Here is a 19,820-nt window from a genome sequence, read left to right on the forward strand (position 1 = left end):
CGCGACCTCTCCCTATGGGAGAGGTGGAATTGCCCTTGACGGGGCAGCGCCGCTGTTGGAAACGACGGCCGGTACCTTCTAGGAAAAGCTTGCCATGCCATTCGTTGAACGGGTCTTTTCGGGCGTCCAGCCGACGGGCAATCTGCATCTCGGCAATTACCTCGGCGCGATCGTCAACTTCGTGAGGATGCAGGAAACCCACAACTGCATCTATTGCGTCGTCGACATGCACGCGATCACGCAAGGCGTGGACGTCTGGGGCGGCCCGGCCGAGCTCGCGCGCAACACCCGCGAGGTGACCGCGGCGTTCATCGCGAGCGGCATCGATCCGAACAAGCACATCGTGTTCAACCAGAGCCAGGTTTCCGGCCATGCCGAGCTCGCCTGGATCTTCAACTGCGTCGCGCGCATGGGCTGGCTGGGCCGCATGACCCAGTTCAAGGAAAAGGCCGGCAAGGACCGCGAGAACGCCTCCGTCGGGCTGTTCGACTATCCCGTGCTGATGGCGGCCGACATCCTGCTGTACCGCGCCACGCACGTGCCGGTCGGCGAGGACCAGAAGCAGCATCTCGAGCTCTCGCGCGACATCGCGCAGAAGTTCAACAACGACTTCGGCGACTCGATCCGCGCCCAAGGCGCCAATGACGGCCTGTTCTTCCCGCTGCCGGAACCCTTCATCACGGGCCCGGCGACGCGCGTGATGAGCTTGCGCGACGGCACCAAGAAGATGTCGAAGTCGGATGCCTCGGACAATTCGCGCATCAACCTCACCGACGACGCCGACACCATCGCGCAGAAGATCCGCAAGGCGAAGACCGATCCGGAGCCGCTGCCGACCGAGGAGAAGGGTCTGGAAGCCCGCCCCGAGGCCGACAATCTCGTCGGCATCTTCGCGGCGCTCTCCGGCCGCTCCAAGGCCGACGTGCTCCGCGATTTCGGTGGCGGACAGTTCTCCAACTTCAAGAACGCGCTGGCGGAGCTGTGCGTCACCAAGCTCGCGCCGATCGCCGGCGAGATGAAGCGCCTCGTCGCCGACCCCGGCCATATCGACGCGATCCTGAACGAGGGTTCCGACCGGGCGCGGGCCATCGCGGACGAGACCATGAAGCTCTCGAAGGACATCGTCGGCTTCATCCGCCGGCGCTAGCGAGAACACGTCGATGAGAGCGCCAGACCTTCATAGAGACGGCTGGCGCCTCAATGACGGCGAGGAGCGTCATCGCGAGGCTCCCGCGACCTTTCACATTCCGGACCTTGCCGTCCGCAAGATGCTCCGGGTGGGCGATTACGCCAAGCTGATCTTCGAAATCACCGTAGAGGGCGACGAATATCCGGCCGTCGAACGGATGTGGGTCATCGTCCGCGAGCGCACGCCGGACGGCTATATCGGCATGCTTGCCAATCAACCGCATTCCGTCGCCGAGAACGATGAATTCTGGCACGGAACCGAGCTTCCGTTCGAATACCGGCACATCATTTCGGTACAACCCGGCGACGCTGAAAGCGTGGCCGCCGCAAAGGCGCCGGCACCGATCCCATGGGATCGTTCGGCCTAAGCGACGCCGCTTGTCGAAGGCCGCTACGGCGTGGCAGCATGTCGGCCGTGCACACGCCGGGACATGCATGACCAACAAGCGACTTTGCTTCGAGCCGGGTCACAAGCCCAAATGCCTCGTCATTGTCGACGACACTGCCGAATGGGACCGCGCGGTCTATTACGCCAGCCGCTGGGCGATCCGCGCCGGCGGCGGCGTGGTGATGCTGCGCATCATCGAGCCCGAGCAGCAGACCCAGGAATGGCTTGGTGTGGCCGACATCATGCGCGCCGAAGCGCATGAGGCGGCGGAAGCCGCGCTCGACCGCGCCGCCGGCCGCGCCAACGGCATTGCCGCGATCACGCCGGAACGGGTGATCCGCGAAGGCGCGCCGATGGAACAGCTGCTCGCGGTGATCGACGAGGACCCCGACATCGCCATGCTGGTGCTCGCTGCCAATCCCGGTGCGGAAGGCCCCGGGCCACTGGTCTCGCTGCTCACATATGCGCTGGGCACGTTCCCCGTTCCCGTGACGATCGTTTCCGGCGCGCTGAGCGACCAAAGCGTGGATTCGCTGTCATAGGCTGCCTCTTCCCCTCCCCTGGAGGGGGAGGGGAAGAGCACCTTAACTCGCTGATATAACTGCAAAACAGGCGCTCTCACCCCTTGATCGTGCGTTCGCCGTCGCCATCTGCTAGTGGATAGGCCACGCGCCGGCCTTGAACCGGCGACGTCTGGAGAAAACCATGTTCATTCAAACCGAAGCCACCCCCAATCCCGCCACGCTGAAATTCATTCCCGGCCGCGTCGTGGTCGACGGCGGCCCGATGGAATTTGCGAGCCGCGAAGCCGCGGCGCGTTCGCCGCTCGCCGAGAAGCTGTTCGAGGTGCCCGGTATCACCGGCGTGTTCTATGGATCGGACTTCATCACCGTGACCAAGGCGAACGGTGAATGGCAGCAGCTCAAGCCCGCGATCCTCGGTGCCATCATGGAGCACTACATGTCCGGCGCGCCGCTGCTCGCCGACGGCGCGGCGCAAAGCGATGCCGATCTCGACGACGAGGACGAGTTCTTCGACGAGGCCGATGCCGAGACGGTCGACATGATCAAGGACCTGATCGAGACCCGGGTGCGTCCGGCGGTCGCCAATGACGGCGGCGACATCACCTTCCGCGGCTTCAAGGACGGTATCGTCTATCTCAACATGAAGGGCGCCTGCTCCGGCTGCCCGTCATCGACCGCGACGCTCCAGCACGGCATCCAGAACCTGCTCAAGCACTTCGTGCCCGACGTGGTCGAAGTCCGGCCGATGTGACGACGAAGTCGTCATTCCGGGGCGGTCCGAAGGACCGAGCCCCGGCGCGCAGTTGCGCGCCTGAGAATCTCGAGATTCCGGGTCTGGTGCTGACGCACCATCCCGGAATGACAGTTGTCGTAGGGCATTTTGGAGGCCTGCAAATCGTGCGTGATGAATGGCGGATAGGCGCTTGGTTCGCTAGACTGCTCTCCATTCGCCACTCGCTATTCGCTCTCTCATGCTGATCCTTGCCATCGATACCGCGCTGGAAGCGTGCGCGGCCGCCGTGCTCGATACCGACGCCGGCGAGCTCCTTGCGCAGGAGCAGCTTCTCATGAAGCGCGGCCACGCCGAGGCGCTGATGCCGATGATCGCGCGCGTCATGCAATCGGCCAATCTCGCCTTCACCGCGCTCGACCGCATCGCCGTTACCGTCGGCCCGGGAAGTTTCACGGGCCTCCGCGTCGGCATTTCGGCGGCACGCGGCCTTGCACTCGCGGCCAAGCGGCCGGCCGTCGGGCTGACGACGTTATCGGCCTATGCCGCCACCGTCGTCGGCCAGAGCAAATCGGCGCCGGTGATCTCCGCGATCGATGCGCGGCACGATCACGTCTACTTCCAGATCGTCGCCGGCGACGGTAGCCAGCTGGTGCCGCCGGGCGTCACTCCCATCGACGAGGCGATCGCGGCCTCGCAGTTCGGCGCACCGCATCTGGTCGGCAATGCCGCAAACATCCTCGCCGATCGCTGGCCGAAGGATGCACCGCAGCCGGTCGCGATCGATGCGCAGCCCGCGCCCGATATCGGCTGGGTCGCATGGCTTGGCGCTGCCGCCGATCCCGAGACAAATCCGGCGCGGCCATTCTATCTGCGCGCACCCGATGCAAAACCAGCAGCGCAGCCCCCGCTCGCAGCTCACGCCGCAACCTCGTGATGAGCTGGCTGTCGGAATGGTGGCGCGGCGGCACGGCCGCCGTCGAGCCGGCTTCCGCGCGCGATGCCGTGCGGCTCGCGCAGCTTCATGGCGCCTCCTTCGCGCATGGCTGGGGCGAAGGCGAGTTCGAGAGCATGATCAGCGAGCGCAATACGCTGGTGCATCGGCTGCGCCTCGGCCGCAAGACCATCGGCTTTGCGGTGTCGCGGATCGGCGCGGACGAAGCGGAGATCCTCTCGATCGCGGTCGACCAGGCCCATCGCGGCCGCGGCCTCTCCCGCACGCTGCTGATGAGCCATCTCGGCCACCTCGCCGGGCGCGGAGTGCGCACGATATTTCTCGAGGTCGAGGAAAACAACCAGCCGGCACGGCGGCTCTATGCGGGGTGCGGATTCGTGGTGGTCGGGCGCCGCGAACGCTACTATAAGCAGGCAAACGGGGAACAATTGAACGCCCTTCTGATGCGGCGTGACTTGTCGTAACATTGATGGCAGAAAGCGCCCCGTCAGGCAGACAGATCATGACCGCACTGAAACCCTCTTCTGCATCCAAGGCGTCCGGCATCGAGGCGCGCTGCGCCGCCACCGGCATGCGCATGACCGAGCAGCGCCGCGTCATCGCCCGCGTGCTCGCGGAGGCGGTCGATCATCCCGACGTCGAGGAATTGTACCGGCGCTGTGTCGCCGTCGACGACAAGATCTCGATCTCGACCGTGTATCGCACCGTCAAGCTGTTCGAGGATGCCGGCATCATCGAACGCCATGACTTTCGCGAGGGACGCGCGCGCTACGAGACGATGCGCGACAGCCACCACGACCACCTCATCAATCTGCGCGACGGCAAGGTGATCGAGTTCACCTCCGAGGAGATCGAGAAGCTGCAGGCGGAGATCGCCCGCAAGCTCGGCTACAAGCTGGTCGATCACCGGCTCGAGCTCTATTGCGTCCCGCTCGACGACGACAAGCCGACGTCTTGATGAACAGATCTTTCGGCGGCCTCTCTTTACCTCTCCCCGACGGGGAGAGGTCGATTTGCGAAGCAAATCGGGTGAGGGGCCTCGGGTCCCACGAGAGAGCTGATCCCCTCACCCGGCGCTTCGCGCCGACCTCTCCCTTCGGGAGAGGTGACACCACCCGCACCGCGAGCTGAAGTGCCCATCGACCTCATCATTTTCGATTGCGACGGCGTGCTCGTGGACAGCGAGGTGATCTCCTGTCGTGCGCATGCAGACGTGCTGACGCGCCACGGTTATCCGATCACATCGGAGCAGGTGTCCGAGCGCTTCCTTGGCCGTTCGACAAAACAGGCCAACCTGGAGATCGAAACCGAACTCGGCCGCAAGCTGCCCGAGGCCTATCACGGCGATCTGCAGGACGAGCTGTTTCGCGCATTCGAAGCCGACCTCGAAGCGATCCGTGGCATCCACGACGTGCTCGACGTCGTGACGCAACGTGTCTGCGTTGCCTCGAGCGGTTCGCATCCGCGCATGCGGGTGAGTCTCGGAAGCACGGGCCTCTATGAACGCCTTGCGCCGAATATCTTCTCGTCCTCGCAGGTCACAAACGGCAAGCCAGCACCGGACCTGTTCCTGTTTGCCGCGAAGGAAATGGGCGTCCCGCCTGAGCGCTGTGTCGTGATCGAGGACAGCCTTGCCGGCATCGCCGGCGCGCGGGCGGCCTGCATGACCGTATTTGGCTTCCATGGCGGCAGCCATTGCCGCGACGGTTATGCCGAGACGCTGCGCCAGGCCGGCGCGGACCTGCTCTTTGCCGACATGCACCAGCTGCCGGAGCTCGTCCGGCGGAACGTAGCCGTGGCCGAGCTTCGGTCGTAAAGAGCGTATCAACACCATGGACGAGCAGCACGAAATCGCTCTGATCGGCGCCGGTGACGACGAAAGGGCAGTATTCACCGAGTACGAAATCGGTCCCGTCTGCAAGCTGACCTGCGCTTATCGCGGTAAGATGATCGAAGCCGAGGCCCCGGACTTTTTCGAGGCGCTAAGCTTGATCCGCCGTCAGCTCGAGCCTGAGGGGCTCATTCCGTTCTGCTACGGCGCCAGCCTCAACGTGTATCCGTCCGGAATGGCGAGGGACATGGGCGCGGGGCTCAAAGCATATCGGATGAAGAAAGGCGTTCATGCGCGCCCGCCCGACCTCGTCGAAATCTTCAACACGGGACCTGATGTGATCCCGGCGTCAGTGGACGCTCAGGAAGAGTTCTGGCGGGAATGGCTCGCCACCCCTCGCGTGTAGCGCTGAATCCAGGCGAAGCGAGGCCGATTCCGGAGGTTTTGGAGCGAATTCCGGGTTTTTGCCCTCTGGGTAGCCCCCGGAATATCCCTCCAAGGAGCCCATTCGCTGGATTTTCCCCCCTCCAGCCTATATCTGAAGGCCGTCCTCCACCTCCATTTTCGGGTTCCATGACGCCGCCGCGCAAGCTGCACATCAAATCATATGGCTGCCAGATGAACGTCTACGATGCCCAGCGCATGGTGGACACGCTGGCTCCGGAAGGATTCGTGGAGACGGCCAGCGCAGAGGACGCCGACCTCGTCATCCTCAACACCTGCCATATCCGCGAGAAGGCCTCCGAAAAGGTCTATTCCGAGCTCGGCCGGCTGCGCGTCGCCAAGGACGAGGCCGCCCGCGGGGGCCGCGCGATGCAGATCGCGGTCGCAGGCTGCGTGGCGCAGGCCGAGGGTGAGGAGATCGTGCGCCGGGCGCCGGTGGTTGACGTCGTGGTCGGCCCGCAGAGCTACCATCATCTGCCGGAGCTCTTGAGGCGCGCCGGCAACGAAGGCCGCGCGATCGAGACCGAATTTCCCGCCGCCGACAAGTTCGGCTTCCTCGCCCAGCCGAAGCCCGACGCGATCCGCGCGCGCGGCATTTCCGCCTTCGTCACGGTGCAGGAAGGCTGCGACAAGTTCTGCACCTTCTGCGTCGTGCCCTATACGCGCGGCGCCGAAGTGTCGCGCCCCGTGGCAAGGATCGTCGACGACGTGAAGCGGCTCGCCGAGAACGGCGTGCGCGAGCTCACGCTGATCGGGCAGAACGTCAACGCCTATCACGGCGAGGGACCGGACGGAAAAACCTGGCCGCTCGGCCGGCTGCTCGAACATCTGGCAGGGATTCCCGGTATCGCGCGGCTGCGCTATTCGACCAGCCATCCCCGCGACGTCGATGACAGTCTGATTGCCGCCCATCGCGATCTCGGGGCCTTGATGCCCTTCGTGCACCTGCCGGTGCAGTCGGGCTCGGACCGGATTCTGGCGGCCATGAACCGCAAACATACCGCCGATGATTATCGGCGTGTCATCGACCGTTTCCGGGCCGCGCGCCAAGACATTGCTTTTTCATCAGATTTTATCGTGGGCTTCCCCGGCGAAAGCGAGCAAGATTTTCTCGCCACCCTCGCGCTTGTCACGCAAATCGGCTACGCTGCGGCTTATTCGTTCAAATACTCCGCCCGGCCGGGAACGCCGGCCGCGGACATGCAGGAGACGGTGTCCCCCGCCGAGATGGACCAGCGATTGGAGCGGCTCCAGGAACTGATCGACAGCCAGCAATCGGCCTTCAACAAGGCCGCGATTGGCTCAACCGTCGACGTGCTGTTCGAGCGTCCGGCGCGCAAGGACGGCCAGATCGTCGGCCGCACCGCCTTCCTCCAGCCCGCGCATGTGATGGCCTCGCCCGACATCATCGGACAAATCCTGCCGGTGCGGATCGACAGCCTCGAGCGCTACAGCTTCCTCGGCGAGCTCGCCACAGCGCGCGTTGCGCGCGAGCCCGCTTTATCATCCATCGCCACGGGAGCCTGAACCCTTGCCAAAAAGCGCATCGGATTCGTCTTCTATCGCTCCCAGCCGCAAATTTGACCGCGACATGCAAGTTCCGCCCGAGACCCAGGTCGTCATCGACTTCGACGACAATCGCGCCGCATCCGCGCTGGTCGGCCCCTACGGCCAGAACCTCGCGCAGATCGAGCGGCGGCTCGGCGTGGTCGTGGATTCCAAGGGCAACCACATCACCATCGGCGGCACACGCGACGGCTGCGATGCCGCGCGGCGCGTGTTGGAGACGCTCTATGCCCAGGCTGTGAAGGGACAGGATCTCGACCAGGGCGAGGTCGAAGGCGCGATCCGCGCCGTGATCGCGCAGGGCTCGCTGTTCGAGTTCGACGCCAAGTCGGCCAAGTCGACCTTCGACAGCATCAATCTGCGCAAACGCCCGGTGCGCGCACGCACCGCCGCGCAGGATTCCTACATCCGCGCCCTGAAGCGCCACGAGCTGGTGTTCGGCATCGGCCCGGCCGGCACCGGCAAGACCTGGCTCGCGGTCGCGCATGCCGCGCAACTGTTCGAGCGCAAGGAGGTCGACAAGATCATCCTGTCGCGCCCGGCGGTGGAAGCCGGCGAGCGGCTCGGCTTCCTGCCCGGCGATCTCCGTGAGAAGGTCGATCCCTATCTGCGCCCGATCTACGACGCGCTCTACGACCTCATGGACGCACGCATCGTCGAGCGGGCGCTCCAGACCGGCGAGATCGAGATCGCGCCGCTCGCCTTCATGCGCGGCCGGACGCTGACCAACGCCGCCATCATCCTGGACGAGGCGCAGAACACCACGTCGATGCAGATGAAGATGTTCCTGACCCGTCTCGGCGAGAACAGCCGCATGATCGTGACCGGCGACCCCTCGCAGATCGACCTGCCGAACGGCCAGACATCGGGCCTCGCCGAGGCAACCCGCCTGCTGGACGGTGTCGAAGGCATTGCACAAGTTCATTTCAAAGCCGAGGACGTGATCCGCCACGAGCTCGTGGCGCGGATCGTCGCCGCCTATGAAGGGTCGCCGCAGCGGCCGGCGACCGGTAAATCCTGACGGGACAACAGCCGGACCATATGGGCGCGGACGCAAGCGCCTTTTCGTTCCGAACAAAGACAATGTCACACCCCAACCTTCCCATGACCGAGGTCCTCGTCGTCGCCGATTGCTGGCAGCGCGAACCCGATTCCGAAGCCGTGATCCAGCGCGCGGTCGCGGCCGCCGCCGAGAGCGTCGACGAAGACGTCGCGGAGGCGGAAGTGGCGGTGATGCTGACCGACGATGCCGGCATCCGCACGCTCAACAGCAACTGGCGCGGCATCGACAAGCCGACCAACGTGCTGTCGTTTCCCGCGCTCCAGCCGGAGGGCGAATGGAAGCCAGGCGATGCGCCGCGCATGCTCGGCGACATCGCGATCGCCTACGAGACCATGCGGCGCGAGGCGGACGAGGAAAAGAAGCCGTTCGACCACCATCTGAGCCATCTGGCCGTGCACGGTTTCCTGCACCTGATCGGCTACGACCACGAGAACGACGACGACGCGGAGGAGATGGAAGCGCTGGAGACGCAGATCCTGGCCCATCTCGGCATTCCCGATCCCTATGCCGACCGCCCGGGGACGCACTGAGATGCCGGATTCCGACCCGATCCACGACAATCCCCGCAACACGCCCAATTTGCCGGTCGTGGTGGCACCCGGCGAGGTGCTGCGTCCGACCGCCGAAGGCTGGCTGCTGCGCGCGATCCGCACGCTGTTCGGCTGGAAGGCGGGGTCGGTGCGCGACGATCTCCAGGTCGTGCTCGACGCCTCGACGCCCGACGACACCGGCTTCTCCGCTGTCGAGCGCACCATGCTGCGCAACATCCTCGGTCTGCACGAGCGCCGCATCGCCGACGTCATGGTGCATCGCGCCGACATCATCGCGGTGAAGCGCGACATCCCGCTCGGCGAGCTGATGGACCGCTTCGAAAGCGCCGGCCATTCGCGCCTCGTCGTCTACAACGAGACGCTCGACGATCCCGTCGGCATCGTCCACATCCGCGACCTGCTCGCGTTCATGACCGCGCGGGCGCGCGTGTCGGACGCCACCAAGACCAAGCGCAAGAAGCCGCTGCCGGCCGGCCTCGACCTTCGTACCGTCGATCTCGCGATGCCGCTCGAGGACGCGCGTATCATCCGCAAGCTGCTCTACGTGCCGCCGTCGATGCGGGCGATCGACCTGCTCGCGCAGATGCAGGCCACGCGCATCCACCTGGCGCTGGTGGTCGACGAATATGGCGGCAGCGACGGGCTGGTCTCGCTCGAGGACATCGTCGAGCAGATCGTCGGCGAGATCGACGACGAGCACGACAGCGACGAGCCGCCCTCGATCGTGCGCCTGCCGGACAACGCCTTCATCGCCGACGCCCGCGCCAGCCTCGATGACGTCCGCACCGTGATCGGCGCGGACTTCGTCACCGGCGAGGCCGGCGAGGAAGTCGAGACGCTGGGCGGCTATCTCGTCAGCTTCGTCGGGCGCCTGCCGGTGCGCGGCGAGGTGATCTCGGGCCCCGGCAACTACGAGGTCGAGGTGCTCGATGCCGATCCGCGCCGCGTCAAGCGGCTGCGCATCTCGACGCGGAAGGAACGCCCCGCGCCGCGCACCCAGCGCGAGAGCCGACGCCGCGAGGCCGCGCCGGAGAGCGGTCAACCGCCGGCCGGTGACACGCCGACCCCGCCGCCAAGCGACGGGTCCGGCCCGCAGTGAGCGCGTTCCAGCGACTCCGGCAGATTGCGCTTGCCATCATCCTCACCTGGGGATGGAAGCGCGCCCTCCTCGCCATGGCCGCCGGCGCGCTGTCGGTGCTGGCGCTGGCGCCGTTCAATCTCTTCCCCGTGCTGTTCATCACTTTCCCGGTGCTGGTCTGGCTGATCGACGGCGCCGGCGCTGGACGATACGGCGGCATCCCCGCCGCGGCGCTGACCGGCTACTGGTTCGGGCTCGGCTATTTCGTCCCCGGCCTCTACTGGATCGGCTATGCCTTCTTCGTCGATGCCGATGTATTCGCCTGGCTGACGCCGTTCGCCGTGCTGGGCCTGCCGGCCTATCTCTCCATCTTCACGGCGATCGGCTTTGCGCTGGCACGCCTGCTCTGGACCAAGAACGCCACGCGCGTGCTTGCGCTCGCGGCAAGCCTCACCATCGCCGAATGGCTGCGCGGTCACGCGCTGACCGGCTTTCCCTGGAACGCGTTCGGCTATGCGCTGTCCGAGCCGTTGCCGCTGGCGCAGACGGCGTCGCTGATCGGCCTGTGGGGGATGACGTTCCTGACGGTGGCGATCTTTGCGAGCCCCGCGACGCTGATCGACCGCACGCCCGATCGCCGCGTGGCCTGGCGCGCGCCGGCCGCGGCAGTCGCGCTTCTGATTGTCATGAGCATCTTCGGCGCGATCCGCCTGTCGCTGCATCCGACCACGATGGTCGCGGGCGCCAAGCTGCGCCTGATGCAGCCGAACCTCCAGCAGGACGCGAAATTCAACTACGCCGCCAAGGCGGAGGTGATGAAGAAATACCTGGCGCTGTCGGACCGCGCCTCCGGACCGCAATCGACCGGCGTGCGCGATGCCACCATCCTGATCTGGCCGGAATCCGCCTTTCCGTTCTTCCTGACCCGCGAAGCCGACGCGATGGCAGAGATCGCCGAGCTTCTGCCGAAGGGCACGGTGCTGATAACGGGTTCGGTCCGCGCGCCCGATCTGCCGCGGGGAACGCCGATCACGCGTGCCTATAATTCGATCTACGTGATCGATCACGACGGCAGCGTGCTCGCGGTCTACGACAAGCTGCATCTGGTGCCGTTCGGCGAGTATCTTCCCTACCAGGGCCTGATGGAGAAGCTCGGCTTCGAGCAGCTGACGCGTGTGCGCGGCGGCTTCATCGCCGGCACCGTGCGGCATGCGCTGCCGGTCGCCGGCGCGCCGTCCGCGCTGCCGCTGATCTGCTACGAAGCAATTTTTCCCGGCGAGGTTGCCGGTCGCAACGAACGTCCGGGCTGGATCGTGAACCTCACCAATGACGGCTGGTTCGGCATCTCGACCGGCCCCTATCAGCATCTGGAGCAGGCGCGGATGCGCGCGATCGAACTCGGATTGCCGCTGGTCCGCTCCGCCAATACCGGCATCTCCGCGGTGATCGATCCGGCGGGACGAACCATCGCCAGCCTCGGTCTCGGCGTCGAAGGCATTTTGGACGCAAACCTGCCCGCCGCGATCCCGCCGACGATCTATGCGCGGGTGGGCGACGTGCCCGCGGCCGTGCTCGTCGCGCTGGCCGTGCTTCTCGCGGTCCGCCGACGTGTGGCCAAACGGCCCCCCTGATCCCGCCGTCACCGCCGAAGCGGCCGGAATCCTTTGACAACCGTGGTCCCACGGTTGACAGACTGCACGCGGGTTCCTCATTCTGCACCGGCTGCAAAAGACAGTGGGCATTGCTAAATTTCTCCGCAATGTTTCCCAATAACAGGGTCTGATTTTTATGATGCTGGCACCTGAGGCATTCTGTCGATTGCGCTGAGGGTGGTGTTTGGAGGCTGAGGAAATGTCGAAAGCGCCCAACCCTGTTGACAAATATGTCGGCAGCCGCGTGCGTATGCGCCGCATCATGTTGGGCATGAGCCAGGAAAAGCTCGGTGAAGCTTTGGGCCTGACTTTCCAGCAGATCCAGAAATACGAGAAGGGCACGAACCGGGTCGGTGCGAGCCGAATCCAGCAGATTGCCGAGATTCTCCAGGTGCCGGTGTCGTTCCTGTTCGAGGGCGGACCGAGCGGCGTGGCCGGCCCGAACGGCTTCGCGGAAGGCGCCTCGCCCTCCTACGTCTCGGACTTCCTCGCGACCTCCGAAGGACTCGCCTTGACCAAGGCGTTCACCCGAATCACCGATTCGAAGATGCGCCGCTCGATCGTCGATCTCGTCGAGCAGATCGCGGCACGCGAAGGCCCCGACAAGCGCTGACGCGCCAGCTCAATCGATTTGAGGCTGCGCCAAATCTGGCCTATGTCGTCATTAGCGGCCGCGTATTGATGCGCGTCCTCTCGAATGATGCGATTCAAAGGCATAGATGCGTCCATGGCGAGCTCCAATTGGTTCGATACCCAAACTATTCTCGACGGCATCCGACGCTGGGTGGAGATCGAGACGCCGACAGAGGCGCCTGATCAGGTCAACCGGCTGGTGTCGCTGGTCGCGGATCATTGTCGCGATCTGCCTGTCGCGCTCGAGCGCGTCGCCGGCGTCGACGGCTGCGGCGATCATCTGCTGGCACGCTCGGCCTGGGGCCAGGACCAGCCCGGCATCCTGGTGCTGAGCCACCTCGATACCGTTCACCCCCTGGGATTCATCGAACGCCTGCCGTTCAAGGTCGAAGGCGACAGCGCGTTCGGTCCGGGCATCTACGACATGAAGGGCGGCGCCTACATCGCCCATCACGCGTTTCGCGCGCTTTGCGCCACGGCCGAGCGATCGCCACTCGGCATCACCCACTTGTTCACCTCCGACGAGGAGATCGGCAGCCCCACCTCGCGCGCACTCATCGAGTCGGAAGGGCGCAAGGCCAAATACGTGCTGGTGACGGAGCCGGCGCGCGACGGCGGCAAGATCGTCACCGGACGCAAGGGCGTCGGACGCTTCCGGGTGTTCATCAAGGGCGTGCCGGCGCATGCCGGCGCGCGGCCCGAAGACGGTCGCAGCGCCGTCCGCGAGCTCGCCAACGTCATCCTGGCACTGGAAGGGATGAACGACCTCGAGCGCGGCGTCTCCGTGAATGTCGGCGTGGTGCGCGGCGGCACGCGCCCCAACGTGACGCCGGAAGAGGCCTATGCCGAAGTCGATCTGCGCGTACTGAGCCTCAAGGACGCGGAGGAGTTCGTCGGCAAGATCCTCGGGCTGACATCGAAGACCGAGGGCGTCACCGTCAAGGTCACCGGCGAGCTCAATCGCCCGCCTTACGAGAAGAGCAATGCAGGCGCCTCGCTCTACGAGCATGCGAAGACGCTCGCCGGCGAAATCGGCTTCGAGCTGATCGACACCCACACCGGCGGCGGTTCGGATGGCAATTTCACGGCCGCGCATACCGCGACGCTCGACGGGCTCGGCGTCGACGGCAAGGGCGCACACACCCATTATGAGCAGCTCTATGTCTCGTCGCTCGAACCGCGCGCGCGGCTGCTCTATCGCCTGTATCAGACGCTGCGATGAGCGAAGGCAAGTCAGATCCCGGTCGCGATGACAGCGAGCGCGCCTTCTTCGGGCGCCGCAAGGGCCACAAGCTCAGGCAGCACCAGGCCGAGCTGATCGATCATCTGCTGCCGCATCTTGCGCTCGACATCACGGGCGAGGCGCCGGCGAAGGCCAGCGAGATCTTCGATCCCGCGGCAAGCGATGTGCGGCTCGAGATCGGCTTCGGCGGCGGCGAGCATCTTGCGGCCGAGGCGCAGAACTTCGCCACGACCGGCTTCATCGGCTGCGAGCCCTATGTCAACGGCATGGCGAAGATCCTGGCGCAGATCGAGGCCGGCAACATCGCCAACATCCGCCTGTTCGCCGGCGATGCCGCCGAGCTTCTGGCCTGGCTGCCGCCAGCCTCGCTGTCGCGGATCGACCTGATCCATCCGGATCCCTGGCCGAAGCGGCGGCACTGGAAGCGGCGCTTCGTCCAGGACAGGACGATCGCTGCAATGGCGCGCGTGCTGAAGGTCGGCGGCGAATTCCGCTTCGTCTGCGACATCGACGATTACTGTACCTGGACGCTGTCGCATCTGGCGCGCTCGGCGGATTTCAAATGGCTTGCCGAGCGTGCCGACGATTTCCGGCAGCCATGGGACGGCTACACGATGACGCGCTACGGCCGGAAAGCCGCGCGCGAGGGCCGCAAGGCGGCGTATCTGCGGTTCAGGCGAGTATAAATTCTTCGCGCGATCCACCGCGATCGTCATGCCCGGGCTTGTCCCGGGCACCCACGTACTTTTCTTTCTGCGGCGCGAAGAACGTGGATGGCCGGGACATAGGCGAGCGGAAGCGACGCCGTCCTTCGGACGGCTACGCCCGGCCATGACGCCAAGGGTAGATGCTTGGCGCGGTACTTTGATTTCAAATCGTCTGCCGGTTGCGCCAGAAATTCACGACGCGTTCCGCCGTCGTCGGCATCAGGCGCGTGAAGTTCATGCGGGCGGCCTCGATGTCGGCAGCGGCCGGCGTGCGATGCGGACCGTACCAGAGCAGGATGAGTGCGCGCACCGTGGGCCAGCCGAGATTCAGCGCGCGCCCCAGGATCAGAATCGGATCGTAGCGGTCGCCCGCGATCAGGCGGTCGAGGATCGAGAGGCGGACGCCGGACATCGCCGAGAGCGAGGCGATCGATTCCTCGTATTTGTTTGCCTTGGCAAAGCCGAGCAGCGCGCTCTCGCCGAGATGGCCCTCGCGATGCAAGGCAAGCACCGTGCGCTGTGCCCCCGAGAAGTCGCGCCGCGGCCCGGGCGGCAGCGCGGCCTCCTCGATGGCCGCCATGGCGCGCTTGATCTCGACCTGGCGCACGGGATTGACCACGCTGGAGAGACGGCGACGGATGACGTCGAGCGTGCCGTCGAGCAGCTCTTTCAGGTGCTCGCCCGAAAGATCGTTGCGCTGGCCGATCTTGAGCGTCAGGACGCCGTCCTGCGCAGCACGCTTGATCAGCTCGGAATAGCTGCCAGGTGAGAACACCGCACCGGCATTGCCTGCGGCGCGACGCACCACGTCGCGATCGCCGCGCTCGACCAGCACGTCGGTGACGACGGACGACAGAGCGGGACGCTCCGTCATCGCCAGCAGATGCCCCTGGCCCTTCAGCCGCGCGATCTCGACCAGGGCAGCTTCGTCGAGCACGGGCGAGCGGCGCAGCACGGGGCCCGCCACCATGATCTCGTTTTCGCGCGCGAGCTGGTTCACCAGGTGCCGCGGCGCGTTGTCCAGGCGCGAGAAGCGCTCGGCGAGATCGACGCGCGAGGCGAGCTCGGCATGCGGGACGAGATCGATCAAGAGATCGTCGAAGAGATCGATGAGCTCGGGACGGAGCTTGGCGGGATCCTGGAAGAACAGTTCGGCGATGGCTCGCGCGATCTCGCCACGGCGCCGGGGGTCGCCGCGTTTGACGATATCGTCCAGTCCGGGAATGAGCGACGTGGCAACGGTCATGAAAACGCAAACTCGTACAGGGCACGCCGCGGGTGCGCCCTTGGTCCAAGCCGCCCCACAATCAGGGAATTTAGGCCCCGTTGATGAAGGAAGCGTTGCTCAGGGGGCCGCCGGAAGAGCGCAAAAAGCCCCGCCTGCCCTGCGATGGGCCTTGTCCGGGAGGGTGGAAAGGGCTATATCAGCGCCAATTCATCTTCTCATACGATCCGCGTAGTGAGAGTGGGCCCGAAAGGACCCGCTCTTTTTTATTACCTGAGCGCGGCTTGGCGGAAGATGCGGCCCGGCGAGCTGTCGGGAGAGTTCCGAAGCGGGCTTTGAAATCGTAACCAAGCCTTAACCATCGAGCGCCTTGACCCTGGATATGACCGAACCGACCGCTGGTTCCACGGATGCCGAGTTGCTGGCCGAGCCGAGGCTCGTGGTCGAGCCGGGCGTCGCGGCACGGGTGTCCGCGGTGGCAGGGCCCGTGCTCCAGGGCATGGGCTACCGCCTGGTGCGGATCCGCATCTCCGGCGAGGCCGGCTGCACCGTGCAGATCATGGCCGAGCGCCCGGACGGCTCGATGCAGATCGAGGATTGCGAGACGATTTCGCGCGCGCTGTCGCCCGTGCTCGACGTCGCCGACCCCATCGATCGCGCCTATCGGCTGGAAATCTCCTCGCCGGGGATCGATCGCCCCCTGGTGCGGCGTTCCGATTTCGAGCGCTACGCCGGGCACCTGGTGAAGGTCGAGATGGCGGTCGCCCATGAAGGGCGGAAGCGGTTCCGCGGCATGATCGGCCCCGTCGAAGGCGACCGCGTGCATCTGCATCGCGACGACGTCAAGGCGGGTGAAGAACGCGACGTTCTCCTGACGATGGAGGATATCAGCGAGGCCCGGCTGGTGCTGACCGATGAGCTGATCGCGGAATCGATGCGCCGTGGCAAGGCCGCGGCGCGCGAGCTGCGCCGCAATCTCGGCCTGGAGCCGCCGGCTGCGCCTCACGCGAAAATCAGCGAAAAAACGACCAAGAACACCAAGCCGAAGAAGAAGCCGGCACCGACCAATACGAAGAAGCATCGCCTGGCCGCCGAACGCGCGCGGCGCGGCGAGATCGAGCCTGACGAAGGAGACTAGCCATGGCAGTCAGCGCCAATCGACTTGAATTGCTCCAGATCGCCGATGCCGTCGCGCGCGAGAAATCGATCGACCGCGGCATCGTCATCGCCGCGATGGAGGATGCCATCGCCAAGGCGGCGCGGGCCCGCTACGGCAGCGAGACTGACGTTCACGCCGAGATCGACCCGAAGAAGGGCGAGCTGCGGCTGTCGCGCCACATGCTGGTGGTGGAGAAGGTCGAAAACCACTCCAACCAGATTTCGCTGGTGGATGCGCAGCGCGCCAATCCCGGCGCCCAGGTCGGCGATACCATCGCCGATACCCTGCCGCCGCTGGAATATGGCCGCATCGCCGCGCAGTCGGCCAAGCAGGTGATCGTGCAGAAGGTGCGCGAGGCCGAGCGCGATCGGCAATATCAGGAATTCAAGGACCGCATCGGCGACATCGTCAACGGCGTCGTCAAGCGCGTCGAATATGGCAGCGTGATCGTCGATCTCGGCCGTGGCGAGGCCATCATCCGCCGCGACGAGATGCTGCCGCGCGAAGTCTTCCGCAACGGCGACCGCGTCCGCGCCTATATCTTCGACGTCCGCCGCGAGACCCGCGGCCCGCAGATCTTCCTCTCCCGCACCCATCCGCAGTTCATGGCGAAGCTGTTCGCGCAGGAAGTGCCCGAGATCTATGACGGCATCGTCGAGATCAAGGCGGTTGCCCGCGATCCCGGCTCGCGCGCGAAGATCGGCGTGATTTCCCGCGATTCCTCGGTCGATCCGGTCGGCGCCTGCGTCGGCATGCGCGGCTCGCGCGTGCAGGCGGTGGTGAACGAATTGCAGGGCGAGAAGATCGACATCATTCCCTGGTCGCCCGACATCGCGACCTTCGTGGTCAACGCGCTGGCGCCGGCCGAAGTCTCCAAGGTCGTCATCGACGAAGACCGCGAGCGCATCGAGGTCGTCGTGCCCGATACCAACAACCAGCTCTCGCTGGCAATCGGCCGCCGCGGCCAGAACGTTCGTCTGGCCTCGCAGCTCACCGGCTGGGATATCGACATCCTGACCGAGCAGGAGGAATCGGAGCGCCGCCAGGCCGACTTCGAGAACTCCACCCGCGTCTTCATGGAATCGCTCAACGTCGACGAGGTGGTCGGCCAGCTGCTCGCGTCCGAAGGCTTCACCTCGGTCGAGGAACTCGCGATGGTCGACATCAAGGAGCTCGCCGGCATCGAGGGTTTTGACGAGGAGACCGCGCAGGAGCTCCAGAACCGCGCCCGCGAATATCTCGAGCAGCAGGAAGCCGAGCTCGAGGCCAAGCGCGTGGAACTCGGCGTCGAGGACGCTCTCAAGGACGTGCCCGGCGTCACCTCGAAGATGCTGGTGAAGTTCGGCGAGAACGACATCAAGACCGTCGACGACCTCGCCGGCTGCGCCACCGACGATCTGGTCGGCTGGACCGAGCGCAAGGAAGGTGGCGAATCCACCAAATATCCGGGCGCGCTCGACGGTATCGACATCTCCCGTGACGATGCCGAAGCGATGATCATGCAGGCCCGCGTCAAGGCCGGCTGGATCACCGAGGCCGATCTCGCCAAGCCCGCTGAAGAGGCTGAGGCGACCGAAGATCAACCGGCTTAAGGGCGAAGGAGGATGTCGCCCGGATGCTTGCCAGCTCTGACAGCGAACTCGATCATGGGCCGCGGACCGAAAGGTCCGCGACCATGCGGATGTGCGCGGTCAGCCGCGAGGTCCGGCCGATCGACGAGCTGATCCGCTTCGTCGTCTCGCCCCAGGGCGACATAGTTCCCGATCTCAAGCGCAAGCTGCCCGGACGCGGCATGTGGATCACCGCCTCGCGCGAGGTGGTTGCGGAAGCCGTGCGGCGTCACCAATTTAGCAAGGCCTTCAAGCGCGAGCTGCGCACCCCTCAGACGCTTCCCGCCGACATCGAGGCGCTCCTGGTCCGGAGCGTGACGGAAGCCCTTGGGATTGCCGCCAAGGCGGGCCAGATCGTGGCCGGCTTCGGCAAGGTCGAGAGCGCCCTGCGCGAAGGCACGGTCGAGGTCCTGATCCACGCCAGCGACGGGGCCGCGGACGGAATCCGCAAATTGGACATGCTGGCGCGTCAAAATGCCGGAAATCGCGGCGCCAAGCCGCAGATTCCCGTCGTGACGGTACTGAAATCGATAGAATTGGATTTGGCACTGACCCGGTCAAATGTGATACATGCTGCCCTGCTCGCGGGCCCGGCGAGCAGGTCATTCCTGTCACGTAGCCAGATGCTGGTCCGATACCGGATGGCGGACGATGACAAGACTGCCGAAGAGCCCGGCCAGGATTTCTGAGAGACAACGACGACCCAATAGGACTGTGCGGCAACGCACAACGCTAACAGATCAGGATTAGGACTGCTGAATGGTTGATACCAAGACCCCTGACGACAAGAAGCTGAGCGTTCCGAGCAAGACGCTAACGCTCAAGCCGCGCGTCGAAACGGGCACTGTGCGCCAGAGCTTCAGCCATGGCCGCAGCAAGCAGGTCGTGGTCGAGAAGCGCGGCAAGCGCCGTATCGACGGCAGCCCCGAGCCGCAGGCTCCCACGGTTGTTGCAAAGCCGGCACCGGCCGCGCCCGCTGCTCCGTCGCGCCCCGCTCCGCCCGCCCAGCCGCGCAACGCCGGTTCCGGCGTGGTGCTGCGTACCCTGACCGAGGACGAGCGTTCGGCCCGTGCCAGCGCGCTGGCCGATGCCAAGCTGCGCGAAGTCGAGGAACGCCGCCAGGCCGAGGAAGAGGCCCAGCGCCGCGCTGTCCGCGAGGCCGCCGAGCGCGCCGAGCGCGAAGCTGCAGAAGCTCGCCGCAAGGCCGAGGACGAGCGCCATCGCCACGAGGACGAAGCCAAGCGGAAGGCCGAGACCGAGGCCAAGAAGCGTT

22 protein-coding genes are annotated in these 19,820 nt (G+C 65.5%); 21 read left to right on the plus strand and 1 reads right to left on the minus strand.

The features are described from left to right. Positions 1-94: 94 nt before the first annotated feature. From trpS to trmB, 17 genes are all read left to right on the plus strand, one after another. On the plus strand, positions 95-1,147 hold the full coding sequence (trpS, locus tag XI09_RS19925; RefSeq protein WP_271568348.1) for a tryptophan--tRNA ligase: 1,053 nt from the start codon (positions 95-97) through the stop codon (positions 1,145-1,147). Between the two features lie 130 nt (positions 1,148-1,277). Further along, complete coding sequence (locus tag XI09_RS19930) at positions 1,278-1,556, plus strand: hypothetical protein (RefSeq protein WP_271568349.1); 279 nt, start codon at positions 1,278-1,280, stop codon at positions 1,554-1,556. 67 nt (positions 1,557-1,623) lie between these two features. Continuing rightward, positions 1,624-2,118: a universal stress protein gene (locus XI09_RS19935; protein ID WP_271568350.1), complete on the plus strand. Its 495-nt coding sequence runs from the start codon at positions 1,624-1,626 to the stop codon at positions 2,116-2,118. A 163-nt stretch (positions 2,119-2,281) separates the two neighbouring features. Then, positions 2,282-2,851, plus strand: coding sequence for a NifU family protein (locus XI09_RS19940; protein ID WP_271568351.1), 570 nt, complete (start codon positions 2,282-2,284; stop codon positions 2,849-2,851). A gap of 220 nt (positions 2,852-3,071) precedes the next feature. Then, complete coding sequence (tsaB, locus tag XI09_RS19945) at positions 3,072-3,767, plus strand: tRNA (adenosine(37)-N6)-threonylcarbamoyltransferase complex dimerization subunit type 1 TsaB (protein WP_271568352.1); 696 nt, start codon at positions 3,072-3,074, stop codon at positions 3,765-3,767. Continuing rightward, complete coding sequence (gene rimI, locus XI09_RS19950) at positions 3,764-4,249, plus strand: ribosomal protein S18-alanine N-acetyltransferase (RefSeq protein ID WP_271568353.1); 486 nt, start codon at positions 3,764-3,766, stop codon at positions 4,247-4,249. Before tsaB ends, rimI begins: the two co-directional genes overlap by 4 nt. A gap of 38 nt (positions 4,250-4,287) precedes the next feature. Next, complete coding sequence (locus XI09_RS19955; RefSeq protein ID WP_011083619.1) at positions 4,288-4,743, plus strand: Fur family transcriptional regulator; 456 nt, start codon at positions 4,288-4,290, stop codon at positions 4,741-4,743. 174 nt (positions 4,744-4,917) lie between these two features. Continuing rightward, on the plus strand, positions 4,918-5,601 hold the full coding sequence (locus tag XI09_RS19960) for an HAD family hydrolase (protein WP_271568354.1): 684 nt from the start codon (positions 4,918-4,920) through the stop codon (positions 5,599-5,601). Positions 5,602-5,617: 16 nt separating this feature from the next. Beyond that, positions 5,618-6,022 carry a hypothetical protein gene (locus XI09_RS19965; protein ID WP_271568355.1) on the plus strand — a complete coding sequence of 135 codons (405 nt, stop codon included), beginning with the start codon at positions 5,618-5,620 and terminating at the stop codon, positions 6,020-6,022. 167 nt (positions 6,023-6,189) lie between these two features. Beyond that, complete coding sequence (gene miaB / locus XI09_RS19970) at positions 6,190-7,587, plus strand: tRNA (N6-isopentenyl adenosine(37)-C2)-methylthiotransferase MiaB (protein ID WP_271568356.1); 1,398 nt, start codon at positions 6,190-6,192, stop codon at positions 7,585-7,587. A gap of 64 nt (positions 7,588-7,651) precedes the next feature. Further along, positions 7,652-8,647, plus strand: coding sequence for a PhoH family protein (locus XI09_RS19975; protein ID WP_271568357.1), 996 nt, complete (start codon positions 7,652-7,654; stop codon positions 8,645-8,647). 83 nt (positions 8,648-8,730) lie between these two features. After that, a complete protein-coding gene (gene ybeY / locus XI09_RS19980; protein ID WP_235885657.1) occupies positions 8,731-9,219 on the plus strand; it encodes an rRNA maturation RNase YbeY in 489 nt (162 codons plus the stop codon). A gap of 1 nt (position 9,220) precedes the next feature. Then, positions 9,221-10,339, plus strand: coding sequence for a hemolysin family protein (locus tag XI09_RS19985; protein WP_271568358.1), 1,119 nt, complete (start codon positions 9,221-9,223; stop codon positions 10,337-10,339). Beyond that, positions 10,336-11,949 (plus strand): apolipoprotein N-acyltransferase, encoded by a 1,614-nt coding sequence (gene lnt / locus XI09_RS19990; protein WP_271568359.1) that lies wholly within the window; start codon positions 10,336-10,338, stop codon positions 11,947-11,949. The genes XI09_RS19985 and lnt overlap by 4 nt, the downstream gene beginning before the upstream one ends. 220 nt (positions 11,950-12,169) lie before the next feature. Continuing rightward, a complete protein-coding gene (locus XI09_RS19995) occupies positions 12,170-12,583 on the plus strand; it encodes a helix-turn-helix domain-containing protein (RefSeq protein WP_027546813.1) in 414 nt (137 codons plus the stop codon). 84 nt (positions 12,584-12,667) lie between these two features. Continuing rightward, entirely contained in the window at positions 12,668-13,825 is a 1,158-nt protein-coding gene (locus XI09_RS20000; RefSeq protein WP_271568360.1) for a M20 family metallopeptidase, read from the plus strand. Next, positions 13,822-14,532 carry a tRNA (guanosine(46)-N7)-methyltransferase TrmB gene (trmB, locus tag XI09_RS20005; protein ID WP_271568361.1) on the plus strand — a complete coding sequence of 237 codons (711 nt, stop codon included), beginning with the start codon at positions 13,822-13,824 and terminating at the stop codon, positions 14,530-14,532. Before XI09_RS20000 ends, trmB begins: the two co-directional genes overlap by 4 nt. Before the next feature lie 184 nt (positions 14,533-14,716). Here trmB and XI09_RS20010 read toward each other — a convergent pair whose 3' ends face one another. Further along, positions 14,717-15,799, minus strand: a complete 1,083-nt coding sequence (locus XI09_RS20010) for a DUF2336 domain-containing protein (protein WP_271568362.1) — start codon at positions 15,797-15,799, stop codon at positions 14,717-14,719. Between the two features lie 361 nt (positions 15,800-16,160). Here XI09_RS20010 and rimP point away from each other — a divergent pair, with 361 nt between their 5' ends. The 4 genes from rimP to XI09_RS20030 form a co-directional block, all read left to right on the plus strand. Beyond that, positions 16,161-16,916 carry a ribosome maturation factor RimP gene (rimP, locus tag XI09_RS20015; protein ID WP_271568363.1) on the plus strand — a complete coding sequence of 252 codons (756 nt, stop codon included), beginning with the start codon at positions 16,161-16,163 and terminating at the stop codon, positions 16,914-16,916. A 2-nt stretch (positions 16,917-16,918) separates the two neighbouring features. Further along, entirely contained in the window at positions 16,919-18,529 is a 1,611-nt protein-coding gene (nusA, locus tag XI09_RS20020; RefSeq protein ID WP_027546818.1) for a transcription termination factor NusA, read from the plus strand. 23 nt (positions 18,530-18,552) lie between these two features. After that, positions 18,553-19,236 carry an RNA-binding protein gene (locus XI09_RS20025; protein WP_271568364.1) on the plus strand — a complete coding sequence of 228 codons (684 nt, stop codon included), beginning with the start codon at positions 18,553-18,555 and terminating at the stop codon, positions 19,234-19,236. Between the two features lie 70 nt (positions 19,237-19,306). Then, positions 19,307-19,820 (plus strand): translation initiation factor IF-2 associated domain-containing protein (locus XI09_RS20030; RefSeq protein WP_271568365.1); only part of this gene is annotated, 514 nt, incomplete at its 3' end.

Source organism: Bradyrhizobium sp. CCBAU 11386 (assembly GCF_028128955.1).
Taxonomy (GTDB): Bacteria; Pseudomonadota; Alphaproteobacteria; order Rhizobiales; family Xanthobacteraceae; genus Bradyrhizobium.

What these genes read in the sequence shown, in the direction of transcription:
- trpS (WP_271568348.1), top strand. Translation starts at nt 95, where the DNA reads ATGCCATTCGTTGAACGGGTCTTTTCGGGCGTCCAGCCGACGGGCAAT.
- XI09_RS19935 (WP_271568350.1), top strand. Translation starts at nt 1,624, where the DNA reads ATGACCAACAAGCGACTTTGCTTCGAGCCGGGTCACAAGCCCAAATGC.
- XI09_RS19940 (WP_271568351.1), top strand. Translation starts at nt 2,282, where the DNA reads ATGTTCATTCAAACCGAAGCCACCCCCAATCCCGCCACGCTGAAATTC.
- tsaB (WP_271568352.1), top strand. Translation starts at nt 3,072, where the DNA reads ATGCTGATCCTTGCCATCGATACCGCGCTGGAAGCGTGCGCGGCCGCC.
- XI09_RS19955 (WP_011083619.1), top strand. Translation starts at nt 4,288, where the DNA reads ATGACCGCACTGAAACCCTCTTCTGCATCCAAGGCGTCCGGCATCGAG.
- XI09_RS19965 (WP_271568355.1), top strand. Translation starts at nt 5,618, where the DNA reads ATGGACGAGCAGCACGAAATCGCTCTGATCGGCGCCGGTGACGACGAA.
- miaB (WP_271568356.1), top strand. Translation starts at nt 6,190, where the DNA reads ATGACGCCGCCGCGCAAGCTGCACATCAAATCATATGGCTGCCAGATG.
- XI09_RS19975 (WP_271568357.1), top strand. Translation starts at nt 7,652, where the DNA reads ATGCAAGTTCCGCCCGAGACCCAGGTCGTCATCGACTTCGACGACAAT.
- ybeY (WP_235885657.1), top strand. Translation starts at nt 8,731, where the DNA reads ATGACCGAGGTCCTCGTCGTCGCCGATTGCTGGCAGCGCGAACCCGAT.
- XI09_RS19985 (WP_271568358.1), top strand. Translation starts at nt 9,221, where the DNA reads ATGCCGGATTCCGACCCGATCCACGACAATCCCCGCAACACGCCCAAT.
- XI09_RS19995 (WP_027546813.1), top strand. Translation starts at nt 12,170, where the DNA reads ATGTCGAAAGCGCCCAACCCTGTTGACAAATATGTCGGCAGCCGCGTG.
- XI09_RS20000 (WP_271568360.1), top strand. Translation starts at nt 12,668, where the DNA reads ATGATGCGATTCAAAGGCATAGATGCGTCCATGGCGAGCTCCAATTGG.
- trmB (WP_271568361.1), top strand. Translation starts at nt 13,822, where the DNA reads ATGAGCGAAGGCAAGTCAGATCCCGGTCGCGATGACAGCGAGCGCGCC.
- XI09_RS20010 (WP_271568362.1), bottom strand. Translation starts at nt 15,799, where the DNA reads ATGACCGTTGCCACGTCGCTCATTCCCGGACTGGACGATATCGTCAAA.
- rimP (WP_271568363.1), top strand. Translation starts at nt 16,161, where the DNA reads ATGACCGAACCGACCGCTGGTTCCACGGATGCCGAGTTGCTGGCCGAG.
- nusA (WP_027546818.1), top strand. Translation starts at nt 16,919, where the DNA reads ATGGCAGTCAGCGCCAATCGACTTGAATTGCTCCAGATCGCCGATGCC.
- XI09_RS20025 (WP_271568364.1), top strand. Translation starts at nt 18,553, where the DNA reads ATGCTTGCCAGCTCTGACAGCGAACTCGATCATGGGCCGCGGACCGAA.